This window comes from Microbacterium sp. P2_F9, from assembly GCF_056403635.1.
Genome location: NZ_JBFUFC010000014.1, coordinates 1 through 22,820, shown reverse-complemented (window position 1 = coordinate 22,820; position 22,820 = coordinate 1). Strand labels below are relative to the sequence as shown.

At 69.5% G+C, this 22,820-nt stretch carries 19 protein-coding genes and 1 pseudogene; 8 read left to right on the top strand and 12 right to left on the bottom strand.

Features of this window, described 5'->3' with window-relative positions:
* Positions 1 to 18: 18 nt before the first annotated feature.
* Positions 19 to 1,230, bottom strand: coding sequence for a glycosyltransferase (locus AC1DVT_RS02835; protein ID WP_477386347.1), 1,212 nt, complete (start codon positions 1,228 to 1,230; stop codon positions 19 to 21).
* Between the two features lie 99 nt (positions 1,231 to 1,329).
* Complete coding sequence (locus tag AC1DVT_RS02830; RefSeq protein WP_457099593.1) at positions 1,330 to 2,421, bottom strand: AI-2E family transporter; 1,092 nt, start codon at positions 2,419 to 2,421, stop codon at positions 1,330 to 1,332.
* Positions 2,422 to 2,491: 70 nt separating this feature from the next.
* Between AC1DVT_RS02830 and AC1DVT_RS02825 the strand changes: the two genes are divergently transcribed.
* A complete protein-coding gene (locus AC1DVT_RS02825; RefSeq protein WP_477386345.1) occupies positions 2,492 to 3,325 on the top strand; it encodes a mechanosensitive ion channel family protein in 834 nt (277 codons plus the stop codon).
* On the opposite strand, the gene AC1DVT_RS02820 is transcribed toward AC1DVT_RS02825, so the two are convergent.
* From AC1DVT_RS02820 to AC1DVT_RS02810, 3 genes are all read right to left on the bottom strand, one after another.
* Complete coding sequence (locus AC1DVT_RS02820; RefSeq protein ID WP_477386343.1) at positions 3,322 to 4,596, bottom strand: ion channel protein; 1,275 nt, start codon at positions 4,594 to 4,596, stop codon at positions 3,322 to 3,324. The genes AC1DVT_RS02825 and AC1DVT_RS02820 overlap by 4 nt on opposite strands.
* 68 nt (positions 4,597 to 4,664) lie before the next feature.
* Positions 4,665 to 5,723, bottom strand: a complete 1,059-nt coding sequence (locus tag AC1DVT_RS02815; RefSeq protein ID WP_477386341.1) for a hypothetical protein — start codon at positions 5,721 to 5,723, stop codon at positions 4,665 to 4,667.
* Entirely contained in the window at positions 5,720 to 6,487 is a 768-nt protein-coding gene (locus tag AC1DVT_RS02810; protein WP_477386339.1) for a potassium channel family protein, read from the bottom strand. The genes AC1DVT_RS02815 and AC1DVT_RS02810 overlap by 4 nt, the downstream gene beginning before the upstream one ends.
* Positions 6,488 to 6,602: 115 nt before the next feature.
* Between AC1DVT_RS02810 and AC1DVT_RS02805 the strand changes: the two genes are divergently transcribed.
* Complete coding sequence (locus AC1DVT_RS02805; RefSeq protein WP_477386337.1) at positions 6,603 to 7,973, top strand: DUF2252 domain-containing protein; 1,371 nt, start codon at positions 6,603 to 6,605, stop codon at positions 7,971 to 7,973.
* 37 nt (positions 7,974 to 8,010) lie between these two features.
* Here the strand turns inward: AC1DVT_RS02805 and AC1DVT_RS02800 are convergent, their stop codons facing one another.
* The 5 genes from AC1DVT_RS02800 to AC1DVT_RS02780 form a co-directional block, all read right to left on the bottom strand.
* Positions 8,011 to 8,505 carry a heat shock protein transcriptional repressor HspR gene (locus AC1DVT_RS02800; RefSeq protein WP_457099599.1) on the bottom strand — a complete coding sequence of 165 codons (495 nt, stop codon included), beginning with the start codon at positions 8,503 to 8,505 and terminating at the stop codon, positions 8,011 to 8,013.
* Between the two features lie 43 nt (positions 8,506 to 8,548).
* Complete coding sequence (locus tag AC1DVT_RS02795) at positions 8,549 to 9,547, bottom strand: DnaJ C-terminal domain-containing protein (protein WP_477386335.1); 999 nt, start codon at positions 9,545 to 9,547, stop codon at positions 8,549 to 8,551.
* Between the two features lie 18 nt (positions 9,548 to 9,565).
* Positions 9,566 to 10,222 carry a nucleotide exchange factor GrpE gene (locus AC1DVT_RS02790; protein ID WP_477386333.1) on the bottom strand — a complete coding sequence of 219 codons (657 nt, stop codon included), beginning with the start codon at positions 10,220 to 10,222 and terminating at the stop codon, positions 9,566 to 9,568.
* Positions 10,223 to 10,225: 3 nt separating this feature from the next.
* On the bottom strand, positions 10,226 to 12,103 hold the full coding sequence (gene dnaK, locus AC1DVT_RS02785; protein ID WP_457099602.1) for a molecular chaperone DnaK: 1,878 nt from the start codon (positions 12,101 to 12,103) through the stop codon (positions 10,226 to 10,228).
* A 214-nt stretch (positions 12,104 to 12,317) separates the two neighbouring features.
* On the bottom strand, positions 12,318 to 12,998 hold the full coding sequence (locus AC1DVT_RS02780; protein WP_477386331.1) for a GntR family transcriptional regulator: 681 nt from the start codon (positions 12,996 to 12,998) through the stop codon (positions 12,318 to 12,320).
* A gap of 147 nt (positions 12,999 to 13,145) precedes the next feature.
* Between AC1DVT_RS02780 and AC1DVT_RS02775 the strand changes: the two genes are divergently transcribed.
* From AC1DVT_RS02775 to AC1DVT_RS02765, 3 genes are read left to right on the top strand one after another with little or no spacing between them, the layout of a single operon-like run.
* A complete protein-coding gene (locus AC1DVT_RS02775; protein WP_477386329.1) occupies positions 13,146 to 14,840 on the top strand; it encodes an L-lactate permease in 1,695 nt (564 codons plus the stop codon).
* A 20-nt stretch (positions 14,841 to 14,860) separates the two neighbouring features.
* Positions 14,861 to 17,758, top strand: coding sequence for an FAD-binding and (Fe-S)-binding domain-containing protein (locus AC1DVT_RS02770; protein ID WP_477386367.1), 2,898 nt, complete (start codon positions 14,861 to 14,863; stop codon positions 17,756 to 17,758).
* 43 nt (positions 17,759 to 17,801) lie between these two features.
* Positions 17,802 to 18,380 carry a GNAT family N-acetyltransferase gene (locus AC1DVT_RS02765; RefSeq protein ID WP_477386327.1) on the top strand — a complete coding sequence of 193 codons (579 nt, stop codon included), beginning with the start codon at positions 17,802 to 17,804 and terminating at the stop codon, positions 18,378 to 18,380.
* Between the two features lie 15 nt (positions 18,381 to 18,395).
* Here the strand turns inward: AC1DVT_RS02765 and AC1DVT_RS02760 are convergent, their stop codons facing one another.
* Positions 18,396 to 19,604, bottom strand: a complete 1,209-nt coding sequence (locus tag AC1DVT_RS02760; RefSeq protein WP_477386325.1) for a cation:proton antiporter — start codon at positions 19,602 to 19,604, stop codon at positions 18,396 to 18,398.
* 8 nt (positions 19,605 to 19,612) lie between these two features.
* Positions 19,613 to 20,101, bottom strand: coding sequence for a cation:proton antiporter regulatory subunit (locus AC1DVT_RS02755; RefSeq protein ID WP_457099607.1), 489 nt, complete (start codon positions 20,099 to 20,101; stop codon positions 19,613 to 19,615).
* 147 nt (positions 20,102 to 20,248) lie between these two features.
* Between AC1DVT_RS02755 and AC1DVT_RS02750 the strand changes: the two genes are divergently transcribed.
* The 3 genes and pseudogenes from AC1DVT_RS02750 to AC1DVT_RS02740 all read left to right on the top strand — a co-directional run.
* Positions 20,249 to 21,691 (top strand): MFS transporter, encoded by a 1,443-nt coding sequence (locus tag AC1DVT_RS02750; RefSeq protein WP_477386323.1) that lies wholly within the window; start codon positions 20,249 to 20,251, stop codon positions 21,689 to 21,691.
* Between the two features lie 90 nt (positions 21,692 to 21,781).
* Positions 21,782 to 22,330 carry a hypothetical protein gene (locus AC1DVT_RS02745; RefSeq protein WP_477386321.1) on the top strand — a complete coding sequence of 183 codons (549 nt, stop codon included), beginning with the start codon at positions 21,782 to 21,784 and terminating at the stop codon, positions 22,328 to 22,330.
* Between the two features lie 206 nt (positions 22,331 to 22,536).
* A pseudogene (locus AC1DVT_RS02740) lies at positions 22,537 to 22,820 on the top strand (hypothetical protein); the annotation flags it as partial.

Here is a 22,820-nt window from a genome sequence, read left to right as displayed (position 1 = left end):
CACGACATGCACGGTCGCCTACTCGGGCAGCGGTTCGTCGCGGTACAGCGCCTCGAACGTGTCGAGGGTGCGGTGGATGTCGTGCACCGTCACGCCATCGAGCGAGGCCTGCTGCATCCGGAGTCGCTCTTCGGGTGCAGCGGTGAAGACGTCCGTGAGCCGCGCCGCGAGGGCTGGGATGTCGCCGGGCTCGAACAGGTAGCCGTTCTCACCGTCGTGCACGAGATGCGGCAGCGCCACGGCGTTGGCCGCGACGATCGGCAGCCCCGAGGCCATCGCCTCCATCGTCGCGATCGACTGCAGTTCGGCGACCGACGCGATCGCGAAGACACTCGCCCGCGTGTAGAGCGCACGAAGGTCCTCGTCGGAGGTGTAGCCGTGGAACGTGACGCGCTGATCGAGGCCGAGTTCGCGGGTGAGCGCCTCGAGGTTGCGACGCTGATCCCCGCCGCCGACGATGTCGAAGTGCACGTCGAGTGCGGGGTCGAGCGTCTTGATCGCGCGGAGCACCTGGTCGATGCGCTTCTCGGTAGTGAGGCGACCGACGAAGAGGATCCGGTTCGCGTCACGGGGCGTGAGATCGGCGGTGTAGTTCGCCTTGTCGATGCCGCAGCTGACCGGGATGACGTTCTGGATCGGGATCGTCTGCTCGAGGAACTCCGCGGCCTTGCGCGTCGGGGTCGTCACCGCGCGGGTCATGTCGAAGGTGCGTTGGGCGTCTTCCCACGCGAGCCTGACGATGAACTTCGTGATCGTGTCAGGGAAGATCGTGAAGTCGACGAGGTTCTCGGGCATCACGTGGTTGGTGGCGACCACCGGGATGCCGCGCTGCCGCGCGATGCGGGTGAGACCGCGACCGATGATGATGTGCGACTGGATGTGCACCACATCGGGCTGCACCTCGCTGAGCAGCCGGCGCGAGTAGTGCTTGATCATGAACGGCATGACGAAGCGGAGCCAGTCGTGTGGGTACCAGCGCCACGATGGCCACCGGTGCAGCGTCATCTCCTGGCCCTCGATCACCTCGCGGAACACGCCATGCTCGGAGTGCTTGCGGCTGGGCGCGACGACGTGCACGTCGTGGCCGCGCGCGGCGAGGCCCGCGGCGAGGCGCTCGGCGAAGCGCGCGGCGCCGTTGACGTTGGGGGCGAACGTGTCGGCGCCGATCACCACGGTGAGGCGGCGGGCGCGGTCGTCCGCGGGGGATTCGGGTGTCGCGGGGGAAGTCACGGGATTGGTGGCTGCCTATCTCTGCGGCGCGCCCGCTGGGTGGACAGGCGCGAACTCCACCCTACCCGAGGCGCTCCACGCGGCCCAAGAACGGCGCCCTCAGCCTCCGCCGCCCGCCGTCGTGTCGGCGGGCTCACCGGAGAGCCAGCGCAGCCAGCGCGCCCCCGGGTCGGGCTCGAGCACGAGCGTGCGCACGAGCAGGGTCAGCGGGATCGAGAGGATCGCCCCGAGGGGGCCGATGATGAACGTCCAGAAGATCACCGAGAAGAAGCTCAGCGTCAGGCTCAGGCTCACCGCGTCGCTCACGAACTTCGGCTGCACGAGCACCTGCAGCACGACGTTGACGACGCAGTACAGCGCGACGACCGCCAGCATGAGCGGCCAGCCGCCGACCACGAGCGCGAGCACGGCCGGTGGAATCAGCCCCAGCACGAAACCGATGTTCGGGATGAAGTTCGTCACGAACGCGAGGATCGCCCAGACCGCCGGCGCCGGCACACCCAGCGCCCACAGGGCGAGGCCGTCGATGATCGCCACGATCGCGCCGAACGAGGCGTTCACCACGTAGTACCGACGCACGTTCGAGTTGAACTGCACCGCCCGGCGGATCGTCGTGCGCGCCGACCGACCGAAGTCCGTCTCAGCCCGCGCGTACCGCGCACCATCCGCTGCCATGAAGATCACGTAGGTGAGCACGAAGAAGAACGCCGTGAGCACCCCGAGCAGCGTGCCGCCGAGTGACGAGGCGAAAGAGAGCACGTTCGCGGGCTTCAGAACGGATGCCGTGGCATCCGATGCCTCCTTATCCAGCCCCAGCGACTGCAGGCCGGTGAGGAATCCTTGGGCTGCCCCCTTCAGCTGATCGGCGTAATCGCCGACCAGATGAGCGAACTGCACGCCCGCGAAGCCGAGCAGGAACGCGAGGAAGCCGAGGATCAGGTAGGCCACCACGATGACGGCGGTCGTCGCGGCCCACTTGGGCCAGCCGCGGCGCTCGAGCGGGAAGCGGACCGGATGGCAGATGATCACCATGACGGCGCCAAGGACGAGCGGCCCGACCAGTTCGCGTGCGTACGAGACGCCGGCGAGCGTGATGACCGCGGCGGCCAGGCCGATCAGCACCCGGAGCATCGGCGACAGGACGGGGGCTGAGACCGGAGTCGGCTCGACGGGCGGTTGGGTGCGCTTCACGGCGCCAGGCTAGCGGCCGCGCGCGGCGAGGCGACGGGGGCGCGCGCACCGCCCGGCTAACGTGACGGGCATGGACCTGAGCGCGCTGCTGCCCACGAGCCTCGAGTGGTGGCAGGTGCTCATCGCGATCGTCGTCATCATCGCCGGCTGGATCCTCTCCCGCTTCGCCCGCACCGCGACGTTGCGCCTGCTCAAGTTCGCGCCGAGCCTGACCGAGGCGGTCGCGACGTTCGTCGCCCGATTCGTCGGCGGCGCGGTAGTCCTCCTCGCGGTGGCGATCGCCCTCGCTGTGCTCGGAGTGAACCTGCAGCCGCTCCTCGCGCTCGCGGTCGTGCTCGTCGTGATCGCGGTGCTGGTGCTGCGCGGCGTCGCCGACAACTTCGCCTCGGGAGTCGTCATCCAGGCCACCCGCCCCGTCGAGGTCGGCGACGAGGTGCAGGTCGAGGGCGTCGACGGAAAGGCGCTGACCGGCGTAGTGCGCGAGCTCACCTCGCGCACCGTCGTGCTGGAGACCTACGACGGACGCACCGTGCACGTGCCGAACGGCCGCATGATCGCCGAGCCCATCGTCAACCACTCCCGCCGGGGCCTGCGCCGCAGCGAGGTGCAGGTGCGGACGGCACGATCAGAGGGAGCGCTGGATGCCGAGCTCACGCGGCTCGCCGAGTCCGCGGCATCCGTCCCCGGCGTTGACGCCGACCCGCCCGCACGGGCGTATGCCGTCGCGGTGAGTCCCGACCGGCTCGTCGCCCGGGTGCTGTTCTGGCACGCGCCGGCGGACGGGCTCGGGGTGACGGCGGACGTCGTCCGCACCCTCGCGACCGACCTGCAGGGCGCGGGCATACCGGCCACCGTGACGAGCGACCCCGGGGTGGCGCCGCTCGTCCCGAGCGACGAACTCTAGGCGGGCTTCGCCTCAGCCGGTTCCGTTCGCGGGTGCACGACGAGTTCGGGCGCCTTCGTGACGATGAGCCACACCGGCAGGATGATCAGGCAGAGCAGCGGCAGCACCGTCATGTCACCGCACAGCGCGATGCCGACGAAGATCGCGATCCACCCGTCGCGGGTGGCCGCCAGCACGATGCCCATGGCGCCGCACGCGACCGCGAGCGAGATCGGGATGCCGGGGAACAGCGAGTAGGCGAGCAGCCCGAAGGCCGTCCCCACGAAGACCGCCGGGAAGATGCGGCCGCCGCGGAAGCCTGCGCTCGCCGCCACGAGCAGCGCGACGATCTTCACGGCGGTGAACAGGGCGAGCTCCTGCGACGTGTAGTCGCCCGGGTGCTCCAGCAGCGCGGCGGTCTGCTCGAGTCCCTTGAAGAGGGTGATCGGTCCGCCGATGATGCCGAGYACCCCGAGGACCATGCCGCCGAGGGTCGTGAAGATGATGGGGTTGCGCAGCATGTGGAAGGCGCGGTGCAGGTACGGGAACACGAAGGCGGCGAGGACGCCGAGCAGCGCCGACGCCGCGGCGACGAGGAAGCCGGTCAGCAGGTACGAGGGCTGGAGGGCGCCGATCGGCTCGAGCGTGAAGGCGATCGCCTCGCCGCCCAGCAGCAGCATCGTGACCGCACCGGCTCCCGCCGCCGCGAGCGGCAGGAAGAGCTTGTCCCAGAGCGAACCAGGCAGCGCCATCGCGCCGACCATGCCGGTGAACACGAGCGCCGCCGCGACCGGCGTGCCGAACAGCGCGCCGAGCGTGCCGGAGACCGCCAGCATCACCAGCATCGCGGGAGGGATCTTCTTCGAGAAGCGGCCGAACACCGCTACGGCGAGCGCGGAGTTGACCGCGATCGTCGGGTTCTCGGGCCCGAGACTCACGCCGCCCGCGAGGCCCAGGATCGAGACGAGGAGGATCGTGGGGACCATCCCGAGCCGGGGTGGCGTGCCGCCGAGTTCGGTGGTGGCCGAGTCGGGACCGGCGTGCCCCGGCACGAGCCAGGCGATCGCCCCGATGGCCGCACCGGTGAGGGTCAGCACGAGGAAGATCCACCACGGGGTCTCTTCGGTCGCGCCGAAGTTCGCGGGCAGCGTGGTCCACAGGAAGTGCATCAGCCCCTCGGACACGAGGTCGATCAGCCGCAGCACGACGGCCGAGCCGATGCCGATCAGCAGGGCGGGAACCGCCATCAGCAGCAGTACGCGAATGCTCGGCAGTCGCTCGGGCTCAGTCATCCGTGCTCCTCACTCTTCGGGCTCATCCTGCCCGAAGAAGCGGCCGCGCACTTCGCGCGGCCAGGTCGTCAGACACCCGCGCGGGCGTCTTCCTGCACAGCCGCGGCGTTGCGGAGGAACAGGATGATCCAGGTGAACACCAGCGTGCCCGCGACGAGTTCGACCGCCGTGAGCGTGTAGTAGCCGATCCCGAACAACACCCCGAGGACGACGATGCCGGCCAGGAACAGCCATCCGAGGTAGACGAAGGTGCGGGCGATGCCCGGAATCCAGATGGGAAGACGGATGACGAGCACGGCGAAGACGACCGCCATTCCGGAGGCGAACGCGGTGTGGATCCAGAAGAAGTCATCGACGGGGAACACCCCGACGAATCCGAGGAACACCCCCACGAGAATCAGGGTGAGGCGCACCCGCGCCATGCCGTGCGGGTGGGTGGTCGGGACGCCCGTCGTCGCGTAGCGCGCGAGGGTCGTGACGATGAGGCCGGCCACGATCAGGGTCAGGTTGAAAGCGAGTGAGGAGATGTCGTTCGTCATCCCGAGTGCGCTGAGATGCTCCATCCACCAGTGCGGATCATCAGCGGTGAGCATGCTGGCGACGATCCCCTCGACCAGGAACGCGGCCAGCACGACCGCGAGCAGCTGCAGGTCCATGTGAGTGGCCGAGAAGAACGCGACATACGCGGTCACCGCCGCGACCGCGCCCGACAGCACGATGGCCGCGACTCCGAAGATCTCGGCGTCGATGAACGCCTGCTCGAAGATCACCGAGACCAGCGTCCAGCTCAGCAGGGCGATGACGGYGTGCGCGAAGGCGAGCGCGGCGATGTCGACGACATCGAGGATGCCGATCCGCTTGCCGTCGGCGCGCAGGTGGACGAGGACCCGGCCCGCGACGAAGGCGACGATCGCGATGACGGCCGACGCGATCGCGGCGAACTGGCCGACCGAGCCCGGTCCCGAGATCGGAGCGGGCTGGAACCGGAAGGCGATGATCGCGGCCACCGCCGTCACGATGAACGCGACGACGCCGAGGCCGAGCGACATCGACTCGAGGTTTCGCTCGCTCGACGCGGCGTCGGCGACCGCCGCACGTGGTCCCTGGGCTCGTTCTCCGGTGTTCACGAGTTCTCCTTTGCTGCGCCGGCGGGCGATGCGCTGGTCCCACCAGCGGGTGCGGTGAGGGTTTCGCCGAGCGCGGCGATCTGCTGCGAGAGCGCACGCACCTGACCGCGCGTCGACGCCTCGTCGTCGTCGCGTCCGGCCGCGGCCTTCTCGATGACCCACGACGACACGGTCGCTGTGACGGTGCCGACGATCGCAATGCCGCCCGCCATGAGCCCGACGGCCCACACGCGGCCCAGTGCCGTCACCGGGTAGTAGTCGCCGTAGCCGACGGTGGTGGCCGTCACGAATGCCCACCAGATGGACTCGCCGAAGGTCGTGATGTTCGCGCCGGGCGCGCGGCGCTCGACATCGAGCACGGCAAGCGCGACCAGATAGATGACGAGCAGCGTCGCACCGGCACCGTAGATGGCGATGCGGCTGCGGAGGGCCGTCCCTGCGGTGCGCTTGCCGAAGGTCATCGCGGTGAGCACGCGCAGCAGGCGAAGCGCCCGAAGCATCGGGATCGCCACGATCGCGAGGTCGAGCAGGTGCCCGCGGAACCACTTCGCACGCGGTCGGGCGAGGAGGAGGCGCACGAGATAGTCGATCACGAACATCGCCCAGGTCACGCCCATGACGGCCCACAGCACGACCGCCCCGGTGCCGTGCGCGTCCGTGATGACCTTCCAGGAGTAGGCGATGAGCCACAGCAGCGACGCGATGATCAGCGGCCAGTGGGTCAGCTCCTCCCAATGCCCGATCGTCATGCGTGCGCGCGCCATGGCTGAACTCTAGAGCCGGTGGCACAGCGGCGGGATGAGCATCGCCGCCGCTCGCCCGGATGGCGGGAGGACACAGCCCTCCCGGCCGGCAACCGGCGGTGGCAGGATGAGCACCATGTCGGACGCAACGCTCGCAGAGACCTGGACTCGCCCCGCCACCATCCAAGAACGCATGGAACAGGGACGGAATGCGCGCCGTGCGGTCGCGCGCAGCACGCTCTCCCGGCTCACGCCCGGTGACCGTGATCCGCTCGGCATCCTCGACGCGCAGAATGCCCTGCGCCAACCCGACCTGGTCCCGCTGCGGATCGAGCGGATGTCGGCGAGCCCGTTCGCGTTCTATCGGGGCACCGCAGCGATCCAGGCGGCCGACCTCGCGCGCGAGCCGCACAGCGGGATCCTCGTCGCCTCGTGCGGGGATGCGCACGTGTCCAACTTCGGCTTCTACGCCTCGCCGCAGAGGACGCTGATGTTCGACCTGAACGACTTCGACGAGTCCGCCTGGGCGCCGTGGGAGTGGGACCTCAAGCGCCTGATCGCCAGCGTCGTGATCGGCGGACAGGCCACCGACCGCGCGCACGTCGTCGTGCAGGACGCCGCACTGTCCGCGATCCACACGTACGCCCGCTCGATGGCCGTGAACGCGGAGCGCAGCCCGGTGTCGCGCTACTTCGAGCACTTCGACGCCGAAGCCGGCATCGCCTCCATGGACAAGGCCTCCAAGGGAACGATGCGCGCGGCGATCAAGGACGCGGAGAAGCGCACCGGTGATCGCGCCGCCCGCAAGCTCACCACGGCCGGCCCGGACGGCCGGCTCACCTTCGTCGAGCAGCCCCCCACCCTGACCCACACCGATGCGGAGGTCGAGTCGCGTCTCGCGGAGAACTTCCGGCGGTACGCGGCATCCGCCAGCGTCGACATCAGAGTCGTCCTGACCCAGTACACCGTCTCGGATATCGCCCGACGCGTCGTCGGTGTCGGCAGCGTCGGGACGCTGTGCACGCTCATCGTGCTGCAGGACAGCATCGGCAACGCCCTGCTGCTGCAGGGCAAGCAGGCCGAGCGCAGCGTGCTGGAGCAGTACGGCGGGATCGAGCAGCCGCCCACGGTCGCCGACTACATCGTCGAGAACGGGCAGGGCGGCCGAGTGGTCGGCATGCAGCGGATTCTGCAGGCCGTGTCCGACCCGTTCCTCGGGCACCTGCGCGCCTACGCCGGCGACTTCTATGTGCGGCAGTTCCACGACATGAAGGGCGGCGTCGAGATCGAGACGCTCGACGACTCGGCCTTCCAGCGCTACGCGGAATCATGCGCGGCCGTGCTCGCTCGGGCGCACGCGCAGTCGCCTGCGGCCGCGGAGGTCGCCGGCTACATCGGCAACGGCCGGGTCGTCGGCGAATCCATTCTGGAATGGGCATATGCCTACGCGGCTCTCTCGCGCACCGACTACGACGCGTTCGTGGCGGCGAATCCGCCGAAGTCCTGAGCTGACGGGATGCCTCGGCCCGAGGCATCCTTCGCGCTCAGGCGCCGTCGTCCGTCTCGCCTGCTTCGGCACCGGGTGCCGCAGCCTCGGACTCGCCCGCCTCGAGCGGTGCCCKCGGACGCCAGAGCACGAGTTCGGTCGCGCGGCGCACCCGCATGCCGTTGCGGAGCGTGACGACCGAGCCGGTGGCCCCGGCGGCGAACACGCGCGCGCCGGGCCGGCGATCGAGCTCGGTGCGCACCCGGTCTTCGAGGTCGCGCACCCGGAGGTGAAGCTCGCGCACCCGGTCTTCGAGCTCGAGGATCCGGGCGATGGCGGGCAGCCCCATGCCGTCCGAGGACATCTGGGCCACCTCGCGGAGCTGCTGCACGTGGCGCAGCGAGTACCGCCGCGACCCGCCCTGGGTGCGGGCGGGCACGACGAGTCCCAGCCGGTCGTACTGCCGCAGCGTCTGCGGGTGCATGCCGGAGAGTTCAGCGGCGACGGCGATCGCGAGGATCGGGGAATCCTCGTCGATGTCTTCGATGCCCATCCGCCATCACCTCCCTGTCATCGGTCGCACTCGGCCGGAGCGCTCAGCCCCTCGCCTTGGCCACGATATCGGCGCGGGGGTTCTCCTTCGGCTCCACCTCGCGGAACCGCTCCAGCGCCTCCCGCGCAGCGTCGTCGAGGTGCGACGGCACCGCGATCTGCACCTCGGCGAGGAGGTCTCCGGTGCCTTTGGGGCTCTCCACCCCGCGGCCCTTGACCCGCAGCACGCGCCCGGAGGGCGTGCCGGGTGCGACGCGCAGCTTCACCGGCTCGCCGCCGAGCGTGGGCACCTCGATCGTCGCGCCGAAGACAGCCTCGGTGTAGGTGATCGGCACGGTGAGACGCAGATTCAGCCCCTCCCGGGTGAAGACCGGGTGCGGGCGCACGGTGACGGCGACCACGACATCGCCGTGCTCGCCGCCGTCGATCGATGCGCGGCCGCGACCGCGCAGGCGGATCTTCTGCCCGTCGGCGACCCCGGCCGGGATCTTGACCTTGAACGGCTTGCCGTCGTCACCCTGCAGCGTGATCGTCTCGCCCTTGGTCGCCGTGACGAAGTCCATCGTCGTGCGAGCGGTCACGTCCGCGCCTCTGGTCGGCCCACCCGCGCCGCGGAAGCCGCCACTGGGCTGGCCGAACCGGCCCGAGCCGAACCCGCGATTCGCCTGCTGCTCGTTGAACATCCGGAAGATGTCCTCGAAGTCCTCGGGGTTCGGGTTGCGGCTTCCGCCGCGCCCCTGGCCGAACATGCTGAAGACATCCTCGAAGCCGCCGGTGCCCGCGCCGCCCGAGGTGAAGCGGGCGCCGGAGCCCATGGCCCGGATCTGGTCGTACTCCTTGCGCTGCGTGGCATCGGAGAGGACCGAGTACGCCTCGCTGATCTCCTTGAACTTCGCCTCGGCCTTGGCGTCACCCTGGGTGGAATCCGGGTGGTACTGACGCGCCAGCTTGCGGTACGTCTTCTTCAGATCAGCTTCGGTGACGTCCTTCGAGACGCCGAGCACGCTGTAGAAGTCCTTATCGAACCAGTCCTGACTGGCCATGGATGCTCCTCCCGAGCGTCACTCGGCGGGCACCGCGACGACGACCTTCGCCGGACGCAGTTCGACCGAACCGAGACGGTAGCCGACCTCGACGACCTCGAGCACCGTGGGCACGGTCACGCCGGGGGTCGGAGCCTGGTAGATCGCCTCGTGCTGCTGCGGGTCGAAGGCCTCGCCGGCCACGCCATGGGTCGACAGGCCCATCTTCTCGGCCAGGCCGCGCACTTTCTCGGCGATGGCGGTGAACGGAGTGCCCTCTTCGAGGTCGCCATGCTTCTCGGCGCGGTCGAGGTCATCGAGCACGGGCAGGAGCCCCTTGGCGGCCGCACCCTGGGCGCGTTCGATCTCGATCTCCCGCTGCTCCTCGGTGCGCCGGCGGTAGTTGGCATACTCCGCCTGCAGTCGCTTGAGATCGTGCACCAGGGAGAGCTCGTGCGGGGAGGCTACCGCCTCCGCGGCCTCCGCCGCGGCGGCAGCCGCAGCGTCGGGCGACTGCGCGGCGCCGAGGATGTCCTCGATCGTCAGTTCGTCCTCGGCGGCGGCGTCATCCCCGGCRGCGGGGCCGGAGGCACCGGCGGACGCCGGCACCTCCTCGCCCTGCTCGGCGGACTCGTCCGCGGGACTCTCGTCGCCGACGGGCGGCTCCTCGGGCCCTTCGAAGTCCTTCTTGCTCATCGCCTACTTCTTCTCGTCTTCGTCGTCCACGACCTCGGCGTCGACGACGTCCTCGTCAGAGGAGGCCGCACCGGCGTCGCCCTCGGGCGCCTCAGCCGAGGCATCCGACTGCTCCTGCTGAGCCTGCGAAGCCTGCGCGGACGCGTAGATGGCCTCGCCGATCTTGCCCTGGCTCGCGTTGAGCTTCTCGAAGGCGGCCTTCACCGCGTCGTCGTCCTCGCCGGCGAGCGCCGACTTGAGCGCGTCGACATCGCCCTGCACCTCGGTCTTGACCTCGGCGGGCAGCTTGTCGTCGTTCTCCTTGAGGAGCTTGTCGATCGAGTACGAGAGCGTCTCGGCCTGGTTGCGGGTCTCGGCGGACTCACGGCGCTTCTTGTCTTCGGCGGCGTGCTCCTCGGCCTCGCGCACCATGCGCTCGATGTCGTCCTTCGGCAGCGACGAGCCGCCGGTGATCGTCATCGACTGCTCCTTGCCGGTGCCCTTGTCCTTGGCGGACACGTGCACGATGCCGTTCGCGTCGATGTCGAAGGTGACCTCGACCTGCGGGATGCCCCGAGGAGCCGGCGCGATGCCGGTCAGCTCGAACGTGCCGAGGGGCTTGTTGTCACGCGTGAACTCGCGCTCGCCCTGGAAGACCTGGATCGCGACCGACGGCTGGTTGTCGTCGGCGGTCGTGAAGGTCTCGCTGCGCTTGGTGGGGATCGCGGTGTTGCGCTCGATGAGCTTCGTCATGATGCCGCCCTTGGTCTCGATGCCGAGGCTCAGGGGGGTGACGTCGATCAGCAGCACGTCCTTGCGCTCGCCCTTGAGGACGCCCGCCTGGAGCGCGGCGCCGACGGCGACGACCTCATCCGGGTTGACGCCCTTGTTGGGCTCCTTGCCGGTCTCCTTCTTGACGAGCTCGCTCACGGCGGGCATGCGGGTCGAGCCGCCGACCAGCACGACGTGGTCGATGTCGGCGACCTTGATGCCGGCCTCGCGGATGACATCCTCGAACGGCTTCTTGGTGCGGTCGAGGAGGTCCTTGGTGAGGTCCTCGAACTTCGCGCGCGTCAGCGTCTCAGACAGCGAAACGGGGCCGCTCTCGGTGAGCGAGAGGTACGGCAGGTTGATGCTCGCCGACATGGAGCTGGAGAGCTCCTTCTTCGCCTGCTCGGACGCCTCCTTGAGGCGCTGCAGCGCGATCTTGTCCTTGGAGACGTCGACGCCGGTGGTGTCCTTGAACTGCTTGATCAGGTACTCCACGACCCGCTGGTCCCAGTCGTCGCCGCCGAGGCGGTTGTCGCCCGCGGTCGAGCGCACCTGGATGGTCGAGAAGTCGTCGTCCTTGCCCACCTCGAGCAGGGACACGTCGAACGTGCCGCCACCGAGGTCGAAGACGAGGATGAGCTCGTCCTCCTTGCCACGGTCGAGGCCGTACGCGAGGGCGGCGGCGGTCGGCTCGTTGATGATGCGCAGGACGTTCAGGCCAGCGACCTCGCCGGCCTCCTTCGTGGCCTGACGCTCGGCGTCGTTGAAGTACGCGGGGACCGTGATGACGGCATCCGTCACCGTGTCGCCCAGGTACTGCTCGGCGTCGTTCTTGAGCTTGCCGAGGATGCGGGCGGAGATCTCCTGCGGGGTGTACTTCTTGCCGTCGACGTCGAAGGACCACGTGGTGCCCATGTGGCGCTTGACGCTCGCGACGGTGCGGTCGACGTTCGTGACGGCCTGGCGCTTCGCGGTCTCGCCGACGAGCACCTCGCCATCCTTCGTGAACGCGACGACAGAGGGGGTGGTGCGGAAGCCTTCGGCGTTCGCGATCACCTTGGGCTCGCCGCCCTCGAGGACGCTGACGACGGAGTTCGTCGTACCGAGGTCGATTCCAACAGCACGGGCCATGTGTTCTCTCCTTAGTACGGGAAGGGGCGGATGCCTCGACCCGGGGGTTCCGATGAGTATGTAGGGCGGGTTGAGCCGCGATGACTCAACCTTAGCGAGGGGTCTGCGCGCCGTCAAATACCTTGAGCCGAGACGACTCAACTTCACGGCGCACTGTCAGGTCGATGGCGAAAGCACYGTCGACACGGGGCGACCGCGCGGTGCCGCGGTCGCTTCAGAGTTCGATCGGGGCGGAGGCCTCGGGGCCGGGCCGCCCGCCGAGGCGCTCGACGAGGCGCTCCCGCGCACGACCGAGATGCACGGCGAGGAGGGCAGCGGCGGCATCGCCCTCACCCTGTGCGATGAGCTCGAGCAGGCGTTCATGCTCGGCCACGATGGTGTTCGTCGGCAGCAGCGAGGCCCCCTGCACCTGAGACATGCAGAAGACGACTTCCGAAGCGAGCGAGTCGTACACCATGCTCGTCCGGACGCTGGCGAGGGCATCCACCAGGCTCCGGTGGAAGCGCATGTCGGGCTCGACGATCCCCCGCGGCGATGCATCGGCGAGCGCGGCGATCTCGGCGTTCGCGACGCGGGCGGCATCCGGCACCCGGCGATCGGCGGCGAGGCGGCGAAGGACCTCCGATTCGATGATCGCCCGGGTGCGATAGATGTCCCGCGCATCCTCGGGAGTCAGGCGCACGACCCGCGCCGTCTTGTGCGCGCTGCGCTCGAGGAGCCGCTCGCGCACGAGGTTCTCGATGGCGGCCTTCGCGGTCGGCCGAGCCACCTGGTACGAGTCGGCCACCTCGACCTCGGCCAGCGGAGTCTCGGGCTCGAGCTCGCCGGAGAGCACGCGGCGGCGAAGGTCCTCGCTGACGGCGTCGATGATCGAGACGGCGGCGACCTTGGGCATGGGGTCCTCCTGTGATCGCCCCCGATCCTACTGCGCCTGTCTGCCGCGAGCACTTGACATACATGTCTACTTGTCTAACAATGTAGATGCCAGGTACCACTCATGCGACAACGACGCCCATAACAGGTACGACTCGAAGGAGAGTCCATGTTCCAGCAGATCCTCGACCCGGTGTTCGGGTCACTGTTCCTGTCCGCGCTGGTAGCGGTGATACCCCTCGTGACGCTGTTCATCCTCCTGGGGGTTTTCCGCGTCAAGGCGTGGAAGGCTTCGCTGGTCGGGCTCGCGCTGTCGATCCTGCTCGCGATCGCCGTGTGGCAGATGCCTCCCCTGCAGACCACGAGTGCGGCGCTCGAGGGCGCGCTATACGGCATCATCCCGATCCTGTGGATCCTCGTGAACGCGCTGTGGGTCTACCGGCTCACGGTCATCACCGGATGGTTCGAGGTGCTCGGCGAGCGGATCCGCGCGATCAGCGACGACCAGCGGATCCTCGCGATCCTCATCGCATTCTGCTTCGGCGCACTTCTCGAGTCGCTCGCCGGCTTCGGGGCTCCCGTCGCGATCTCGATCGCGATGCTCATCGCCGCCGGCATGAAGCCGGTCAAGGCCGCTGTCGTCTCGCTGCTGGCCAACACAGCCCCCGTCGCGTTCGGCGCGATGGCGGCGCCCATCATCGCCCTCTCCGGCGTCACGGGCATCGACATCCACCTGCTCTCCCAGATGGCCGGACGCCAGACGCCGTTCCTCGCGGCGTTCGTGCCGCTCATCCTCGTGTTCATCGTCGACGGGCGGCGCGGCATCCGTCAGACCTGGCCCGTCGCGGTCGTCGCAGGGCTCTCGTTCGCGATCGCGCAGTTCGTCACGTCGAACTTCATCGCCGTGGAGATCACGGATGTCGTCGCCTCGGTCGTCACGGTCATCGCGGTGCTGCTCATGCTCCGTGTTTGGAAGCCCGTTCACACTGTCGCATTCGACCGTGTGGATGAGGGTGAGCCGCACGCCTCGAGCGCCCCGACGGGCGCGGGATCGCCGACGACACTCGTCCAGGTCGCCGAGGCCGTCAAGATCGACCAGCTGCTGTACACGAAGGCGCGGCTCACGTGGAACGCCGTGATGCCGTACGTCGTCATCATCATCGTCTTCTCGATCTCGCAGATTCCCGTCGTCAAGCAGTGGATCGCCGAGACGACGACGATCCACTTCCCGTGGCCGGAGCTGTCGATCACGGATGCCGCGGGCAACCCGGTCGGCACCGAGTACAAGCTCAACCTGCTCGGCACCGGAGGCACGCTGCTGCTCATCTCCGGGATCATCGTCGCGATCGCCTACCGCGTCGGGTTCCGCCGCGCTCTCGCCGCGTACGGGGCCACACTCCACCAGCTGCGGTTCACGATCGTCACGGTCACCGGTGTCCTCGCGCTCGCCTACGTCATGAACCTGTCCGGGCAGACCCAGAGCCTCGGCGCGGCGCTCGCCGCCACCGGCGCATTCTTCATCATCCTCTCGCCGGCGATCGGCTGGCTCGGAGTCGCGATCACGGGCTCCGACACCTCGTCGAACGCACTGTTCGGCCTGCTGCAGGCGACGACCGCCGAGCAGGTGGGCATCAGCCCGATCCTCGCCGCGGCGGCAAACTCCTCGGCGGGCGTGCTCGGCAAGATGCTGTCACCGCAGAACCTCGCTGTGGCGGCAGCAGCGGCATCCCTCTCGGCCGGCAAGGAGGGCGACCTGTTCCGCAAGCTCATCTGGTGGAGCCTCGGACTGCTCGTCGTCTTCACCGGCCTCATCTACCTGCAGTCGACGCCGGTGCTCGGGTGGATGGTCCCGGTCGCCCCGTGAACGCGAAAGCGGGCACGACCATGGGCGAGCACTCGCACGACGGCACGATCGGGCCAGGGCACGTGCCCGCCGCGGTGGCCGCGGCGGTGGCCGAGGCATCCCGGATCAAGACGCGCGCGATCGATCGGGTGGCCTACGCGAGCGACGCGTCGCACTTTCTGCGCACGCCGAACGCCGTCATCGTCGCCGAGAGCGCCGCGGAGGTCGCCGCCATCCTGGGCGCCGCCTCGGCGAGCGGGTCGCGCGTCACGTTCCGCTCGGGCGGCACGAGCCTGTCCGGCCAGTCGTCGGGAGACGACCTCCTCGTCGACACCCGTCAGGCGTTCCGGCGCATCGAGGTGCTCGACGGCGGCGCTCGCGTGCGGGTGCAGCCAGGGGCGACGGTGCGGCAGGTCAATCTGCGCCTGCTGCGGCACGGCTTCCGTCTCGGCCCCGATCCTGCGAGCGAGGCGGCCTGCACGATCGGCGGCGTCGTGGCGAACAACTCGAGCGGCATGGCGTGCGGCATCATCGAGAACACCTACCGCACGCTCGAATCGATGGTGTTCGTTCTGCCGTCGGGAACCATCGTCGACAGCGCCGATCCCACCGCCGACGCCCGCCTCAAAGAGCGCGAGCCTGAGCTGTTCGACGGACTCCTGCGCCTCGCGCGGCGCGTCCGAGAGAACCCTGACTCGGTCGCGATCATCGAGCGGCAGTTCGCAATGAAGAACACGATGGGCTACGGCGTCAACGCGTTCCTCGATTTCGAGTCGCCCGTGCAGCTGCTCGTGCACCTCATCATCGGCAGCGAGGGCACGCTCGCCTTCGTCGCCGAGGCGACCTACCGCACGGTGCCGATCATGCGCGAGGTCACCACCGCGCTCGCCGTGTTCCCGACGCTCGACGCCGCAACCCGCGCCCTGCCCGAGCTGGTGTCGACCGGCGCTGCGACCCTCGAGCTCATGGACGCGACCAGCCTGCGCGTCGGCCAGTCGTTCGCCGACGCCCCGCCGCAGATCCTCGGCTTCGACGTCACGAGCGAAGCGGCCCTGCTGATCGAATACCAGGCCGCCGGCCCCGAGGAGCTGGCCGACCTGGCCGCCCGCGGCGCCCGGACGCTCGCGGGGCTGCCGCTGCGGAGCCCCGCCGCCCTGTCGACCGACGCGAAGGAGCGCGCGCTCGCGTGGAAGCTGCGCAAGGGTCTGTACACCTCGGTCGCGGGCGCCAGGCCCTCCGGCACGACCGCCCTGCTCGAGGACATCGTCGTGCCGCTGCCCGCCCTCGCGCCGACATGTGAGTCGCTGCAGGGGCTCTTCGAGCGGTACGCGTACCGCGACAGCGTGATCTTCGGCCATGCCAAGGACGGCAACATCCACTTCATGCTCACCGACCGCTTCGAGGGCGAAGCGTCGATGGGCCGGTTCACCGGCTTCACCGAGCAGCTGGTCGACCTCGTGCTGGCGGCGGGCGGCAACCTCAAGGCGGAGCACGGGACGGGTCGCGTCATGGCGCCGTTCGTGCGGCGCCAATACGGCGATGAGCTGTATGAAGTGATGCGCGAGCTCAAGCGGCTGTGCGATCCGGCCGGCATCCTCAACCCCGGGGTCATCATCGAGGACGACCCCACCGCTTACCTGCGCGACTTCAAGCACGCCGAGCCCATCGAGATCGAGGCCGATCGCTGCGTCGAATGCGGCTACTGCGAGCCGGTGTGTCCCTCGAAGGACCTCACCCTGACGCCCCGGCAGCGCATCGTCGTGCGCCGCGCGATGGCGCGGGCCGAGGCATCCGGCGATCACGCACTCGCGAAGGAGCTCGAGAGCGACTACGACTACTCCGGCGTCGACACGTGCGCGGTCGACGGCATGTGCGTGACGGCCTGCCCGGTGCTCATCAACACGGGACAGCTCGTCAAACGCCTGCGCCGCGAGGACGCGAACCCGGTGCTCGCGACCGCGTGGAAGGCTGCGGCGAAGGCGTGGGGCCCGGTCACGCGCGCCGGGTCGGTCGCCCTCTCAACCGCCGACCGCGTGCCCGTCGGCCTCGTGAAGGCCGCCACGACCGTCGGACGCGCGGTGCTCGGCGACGACACGGTGCCCGACTACTCCGCCGATCTCCCGGGCGGGGGCGCGGCGCGCAGGTCTCGAACGGGAAGTCTCGGCGCGGGCGCCGCCGACCCCGTCGCGGTCTACCTGCCGGCGTGCGTCAACAGCATGTTCGGCGCCGCAGGCGACGGCGTCGGCGCGACCGAGGCTTTCACCCGGCTCCTCGAGCGCGCCGGGGTGCGCGTCATCGTGCCCGAGGGCATCGAGGCGATGTGCTGCAGCACGCCTTGGACGTCGAAGGGATTCACGGGAGGCCGGGACGTGATGGCCGCGCGGGTCGTCAAGGCCGTGCGCGAGGCGTCGCGCGACGGAGCGTTGCCGATCGTCAGTGACGCAGCGAGCTGCACCGAGGGCTTCGCGCACATCTTCGAGGACAGCGGACTGGAATGGCGGACGGAGGATGCCGTCGCCTTCGTCGCCCGCGAGGTGCTGCCGGCGCTGGGCCCGATCGAGCCGCTGGTCGGCTCGCTCGTGCTGCACCCCACCTGCTCCTCGACTCAGATGGGACTGGGCCCCGCACTGCAGACCGTCGCGGACGCCGTCGCGGGCACGGTATCGGTGCCGGACGCGTGGGGATGCTGCGGCTTCGCTGGCGACCGCGGGATGCTGCACCCCGAACTCACCGCGTCGGCTACGGCGGCGGAGGCCGCGGAGGTGCGGGCGCTCGGCGCCGATGCGCATGCGTCGTGCAACCGCACGTGCGAGCTCGGTATGACCCGAGCGACCGGCAGCGAGTACCGGCACATCCTCGAACTGCTCGAGGAGGCGACCCGGCCCTCGCGTGAAGCCCTCGGCCGGGTTCCCGACGGCGCACCCGCGCGACCGCAGTGATTTTCGCCGAGCGATCCTCTCGCGGACGCGGGATGATGGAGGCATGCCGCTCCCCTGGGAGTTCCACCCCCTCGACGGATCCCACGTCCGCCTCGACCTGCTGCGCGACGACGACTTCGACGCGCTCTACGAGATCCAGTCCGACCCCGAGGTGTGCCGCTACCTGCTCTACGAGCCGCGCAGCGCCGAGAAGGTCGCCGAGGTGCTCGCCCGTGACGCGCCGAAGACGCGCTTGGAGAACGTCGACGACTACATCCAGCCGGCGATCCRCACCCGCGACGGCTCCGGCTCGCTGATCGGGACGATGTACCTCAACATCACCTCGGTCGACGATCGCACCGCAGAGATCGGGTGGCTGGTCGCACCGCGCTTCCAGGGCAGGGGCTACGCGCGGGAGAGCGCGGAGCTGCTGCTCGACCTCGCCTTCGACGAACTCGGGCTGCATCGCGTCTTCGCCGAGCTCGACCCGCGGAACGCGGCATCCGTCGCCGTCTGCACGCGGCTGGGCATGCGTTACGAGGCCCGCCACCTCGAGCACATGTGGCTCAAGGGCGAGTGGAGCGACACCGGCGTCTACGCGATCCTCGAGCGCGAGTGGCGGCAGTCCGACCTGCTCGCCTGAGCCGTCGCCCTGCCGTCAGACCTGACCGCTCGCGGCAGCCTGGCGGGCGCGGCGGTCGGCCTGGCGGCGCTTGGTCCAGCGCGTGAACCTGCGCGTCTCGGGGACGCGGGCGAGGATCGGACCGACCACGATCGTGATCAGGACGTATGCCGTAGCGAGCGCCGCGAGCGAGCGGTCGACCCCCGACCCGACGGCGAGGCCGGCGATCACGATCGAGAACTCGCCGCGCGGCGTCAGCACGAAGCCGGCGCGCCATCGGCCGGCTTCGCCGATGCCGGCACGTCGTGCCGCGACGTAGCCCGTCAGCACCTTCGTCGCCATCGTGACGACGGCGAGGACGATCGCCGGGACGAGCATCGGGACGAGATCGCTCGGATCGGTGGAGAGGCCGAAGAACAGGAAGAACACTGACGCGAACAGGTCGCGCAGCGGAGTCAGCACCCGCGTCGAGTGCTCGGCGGCCGGCCCCGAGATCGCGATGCCGACGAGGAACGCGCCGACGGCGGCCGAAACCTGCACCTGCGCCGCGAGGCCGGCGACGAGGAGCGTCAGCCCGAGCACCGACAGGAGGAGCACCTCGGCATTCCGGGACCACACGAGCTTCGAGACGATCGCGCCGTGGCGCAGCGCGATGTAGAGGATGACGAGGACCGACGCGAGCGCGAGCGCCACGCTGACGATGCCGGCACCCAGATCGGCGCCGATCAGCAGGGCGGTGAGGACCGGCAGGTAGAACGCCATGGCGAGGTCTTCGATGACGAGCACGGAGAGCACGACGGGAGTCTCGCGGTTGGTCAGGCGGCCGAGCTCCTGCAGCACTTTCGCGATCACACCGGAGGAGGAGACCCAGGTGACACCCGCGAGCGCGACTGCTCCGATGGGACCCCAGCCGAGCAGGAAGCCGACGATCGCTCCCGGCGCCGCGTTGAGCACCATGTCGACGGCGCCCGCGAATCGCGAGGTCTTGAGCGTGCCCACGAGCTCCACGGCGCTGTACTCGAGGCCCAGCATCACCATCAGCAGGATGACGCCGATCTCAGCGCCGATCTCGATGAACTCGTCGCTCGCGGCGATCGGGAAGAACCCGCCCTCACCGAAGGCGAGGCCGCCGAGCAGGATGAGCGGGATGGGAGAGATGCCGATGCGCGCGGCGAGTCGCCCAAGAAGGCCGATGCCCAACAGGAGCGCGCCGATCTCGATGAGGACGAGCGCGTCGTGGGTCATCGGGCTGCTCAGCCGCCCGCGATGATGCGGACGAGCTTGTCGAGCCCTTCGCGGGTGCCCAGGGCGACGAGACTGTCGCCGCTGGCGAGCCGGTCGGACGGCACCGGCGCAGGCAGCACACCGGTATCCCGGATGATCGCGACGACGGAGCAGCGGGTGAGGGTGCGCGCCTTGGTGTCCCCGAGGGTGCGACCCACATACGGCGAGTCCGCCCGCACCGGAATCTGCTCCATATGCAGCCCCGCGATCTGACCGCGCAGCCCGGCGAGCTGAGTCAGCAGGAGAGTGCCGCCCAGCACTTCGGAGAGCGCCGTGGCCTCGTCATCCGTCAGCGTGATGGTCTCGTCCGCGCGATCCGGGTCGTCTTCGTCGCTCAGGGCGAGTTCGCGCCCCCCATCGCGGAAGCTGACGACCGAGAGGCGGCGGCCGTCGACGGTGAGGATGTCGTGGCGAACGCCGATTCCCGGAAGCACGACACGTTCGACGTGGACTGGCATGCGACCATCATGCACCTCGAGCGGCGCGGGTCATCCGAGCCGTTGTGGCGTGGAGCGGGCCGGCTCGCATAGCCTGAGCGCGCCGCTGAGTCGCGGCACGGGCGCGGCGCCACTCGCCGTTCACGGAAGGGCCCTAGCGTGACCGACATGAGCGAGCCCGACCCCGCCGCCCCGCGCGTGGCATCCCCCAATCTGTCCACCGCCGCGATGGCGGTGAACCCCGATCCCGACCCCGACCGCGTCATCCCGCGCAAGCAGGTCGTGTCGTGGGCGATGTGGGACTGGGCGACGCAGCCGTTCAACTCGGTGCTGCTCACCTTCGTGTTCGTGCCGCTCTATCTCGTGTCGGCGAACTTCCTGCCGGCGGATGTCGCGGCGCAGAACGCCGACGACTCGCTGGTCTGCTCCGGCGGCGCCGATGCCGCAACGGCGTACTGCGGCGGCCTGGCGGATCTGTCGGAGTGGTACGGCTGGGCGACGTTCCTCGCGGGCATCCTCATCCTGGTGCTGGCACCGGTGCTCGGGCAGCGCGCCGATGTCGCGGGCAACAAGAAGCGCTGGGTCGTCGGGGCGACCGCGGTGCTGGCGCTCATCCAGTTCTCGCTGTTCTTCGTCTCCTCCGATCCGATGTTCTTCTGGTTCGGCGCGGTGGCCATGGCGCTCGGCGCGGTGACGAGCGAGATCGCCGGCGTGAACTACAACGCGATGCTCGTGGAGGTGTCGACTCCCCGCACGGTCGGCCGGGTCAGCGGCCTCGGCTGGGGACTCGGCTACATCGGCGGCATCCTCGCGCTCGTGCTGGTCGTCGTGCTCAACCAGTTCGATTGGTTCGGACTCGATGTGTCCGACGGGCTCGCCTACCGCCTGATCGCCGTGGGATGCGCGGTGTGGACCGTCGTGTTCGCGATCCCGTTCGTGCTGAACGTCCCCGAGGCGCCGGCCCGCACGGACCGCGCGAAGGTCGGCTTCTTCGCCAGCTACGGCAGGCTCGTCCGCGACATCGCGGCGCTGTTCCGCAACCACCGTCCGACCTTCTGGTTCCTGATCGCGAGCGCCGTGTACCGCGACGGGCTCGCCGGCGTCTTCGCGTTCGGCGGCGTGCTCGCCGCTGTCGCGTTCGGGTTCAGCCCCACCGAGGTGATCATCTTCGGCATCGCCCTCAACCTGGTCGCGGGCGTGTCCACGATCGTCGCGGGGCGGTTGGACGACCGGTTCGGCGCCCGCGCGGTGATCGTGACCGCGCTGACGATCCTGATCGTGAGCTGCCTCTTCGTCTTCTTCTTCCGCGAGCAGGGCAAGACGATCTTCTGGATCGGCGGAATCATCCTCTCCGCGGCTGTCGGGCCCGCTCAGGCGTCGAGCCGGTCGCTGCTGGCCCGGGTGACTCCCCTGGGCATGCAGGGAGAGATCTTCGGGCTCTACGCGACGACCGGCCGCGTGATGAGCTTCCTCTCGCCGCTGCTGTGGTCGCTGTTCATCCTGTGGTTCGGCGCCACCTACTGGGGCATCATCGGCATCACGATCGTGCTGGTCGTCGGTCTCGTCCTGCTGCTGTTCGTGAAGCTGCCGAAGCACACCCGCATCGTCTAGCCGGATCGGGCCCGGATCGAATTCGACTACCCTCGCACGAGGGCCGATCGCGGCCGCTGCGAGTGAAAGGCCCGAGTCCGCCCTGTGTCGATGCCCCTGACCGAGCGCCGCCGGGAGGCCCGGCACCGGCGCGCCCTGGCGTACTGGGGAGTCATGCTGTCGCTCTCCCTGTCGCTCTGGGTGGGCGCGGCCGTGGTCCCCGCGGATTGGCTACACTTCTCGATGCTCTTCGTGCACCTCGCGTCGATCATCGTGGGCCTCGGCGCCGCCGTGTTCCTCGAGTTCAACGGGCTGCTCTGGATGATCGGGCGCCGCACGCTCGCCGACCTGCGGCACACCGAGCAGTCGGTCTCGGCGCTGGCCTGGTTCGGCATCCTCGGCCTGTTCTTCAGCGGCGCGTTCCTCGAACCGGACCTCGCCGTGCCGCTCACCGCGGTGAAGATGACCGCGGTGCTCGTGGTGGCGATGAACGGGGTGGCGATGACACGGCTCACGGCCGATCTCGCGCGCCTGCCCGGTGCGATCCCGTTCCGGCGCATCCCCCGGCGGGTGCAGCTGTGGTGCGTGTGGAGCGCCCTCGTGTCGCAGGCGGCATGGTGGACGGCCGTCATCATCGGGATGCTCAACACCGCCACCTGACCGAAAACCCCCTTGGCGCGCACTCAGGATCGCGGTCTAGTCTGGGGGCGGACGGGCGCCCGAGCCCGTGTATGCTTGCGGGCCCACCCGACCCGCTTCAGGTTGCCCCCCGCCCTGAGGACTATTGACATGCCTGAGCTCGCCCTCGACATTCGCGCCGTTCCGCTTCACGCGGCCGAGCGCTCCGCCCTGATCGGTCGACGCCGATGAGCGGCCCGCAGCGCGGCATCACCGAACCGCAGCCGTCCGCGATCGAAGAGCGCCGACGCCTGCGTCAGGCGAAGCAGCGACGCTTCGTGATCTGGGTGAGCGGCGCGAGCATCGTGATCCTGGTCGCCGCGATCGGCACCGTCGGCACGGCCATCGTCACGTCGTTCGCGAGCGCCGACGAGCCCGCCCGGACGCCACTGGGCTCCGAGCCCGCCCCTGCGTTCATCGAGTTCCCCGACGATGTGCCGGCCGCAGCGAACGGCGCCGAGCCGTGCACCAC

What these genes read in the sequence shown, in the direction of transcription:
- AC1DVT_RS02825 (WP_477386345.1), top strand. Translation starts at nt 2,492, where the DNA reads ATGGACCTGAGCGCGCTGCTGCCCACGAGCCTCGAGTGGTGGCAGGTG.
- AC1DVT_RS02810 (WP_477386339.1), bottom strand. Translation starts at nt 6,487, where the DNA reads ATGGCGCGCGCACGCATGACGATCGGGCATTGGGAGGAGCTGACCCAC.
- AC1DVT_RS02805 (WP_477386337.1), top strand. Translation starts at nt 6,603, where the DNA reads ATGTCGGACGCAACGCTCGCAGAGACCTGGACTCGCCCCGCCACCATC.
- AC1DVT_RS02795 (WP_477386335.1), bottom strand. Translation starts at nt 9,547, where the DNA reads ATGGCCAGTCAGGACTGGTTCGATAAGGACTTCTACAGCGTGCTCGGC.
- dnaK (WP_457099602.1), bottom strand. Translation starts at nt 12,103, where the DNA reads ATGGCCCGTGCTGTTGGAATCGACCTCGGTACGACGAACTCCGTCGTC.
- AC1DVT_RS02780 (WP_477386331.1), bottom strand. Translation starts at nt 12,998, where the DNA reads ATGCCCAAGGTCGCCGCCGTCTCGATCATCGACGCCGTCAGCGAGGAC.
- AC1DVT_RS02775 (WP_477386329.1), top strand. Translation starts at nt 13,146, where the DNA reads ATGTTCCAGCAGATCCTCGACCCGGTGTTCGGGTCACTGTTCCTGTCC.
- AC1DVT_RS02770 (WP_477386367.1), top strand. Translation starts at nt 14,861, where the DNA reads ATGGGCGAGCACTCGCACGACGGCACGATCGGGCCAGGGCACGTGCCC.
- AC1DVT_RS02760 (WP_477386325.1), bottom strand. Translation starts at nt 19,604, where the DNA reads ATGACCCACGACGCGCTCGTCCTCATCGAGATCGGCGCGCTCCTGTTG.
- AC1DVT_RS02755 (WP_457099607.1), bottom strand. Translation starts at nt 20,101, where the DNA reads ATGCCAGTCCACGTCGAACGTGTCGTGCTTCCGGGAATCGGCGTTCGC.
- AC1DVT_RS02750 (WP_477386323.1), top strand. Translation starts at nt 20,249, where the DNA reads ATGAGCGAGCCCGACCCCGCCGCCCCGCGCGTGGCATCCCCCAATCTG.
- AC1DVT_RS02745 (WP_477386321.1), top strand. Translation starts at nt 21,782, where the DNA reads ATGCCCCTGACCGAGCGCCGCCGGGAGGCCCGGCACCGGCGCGCCCTG.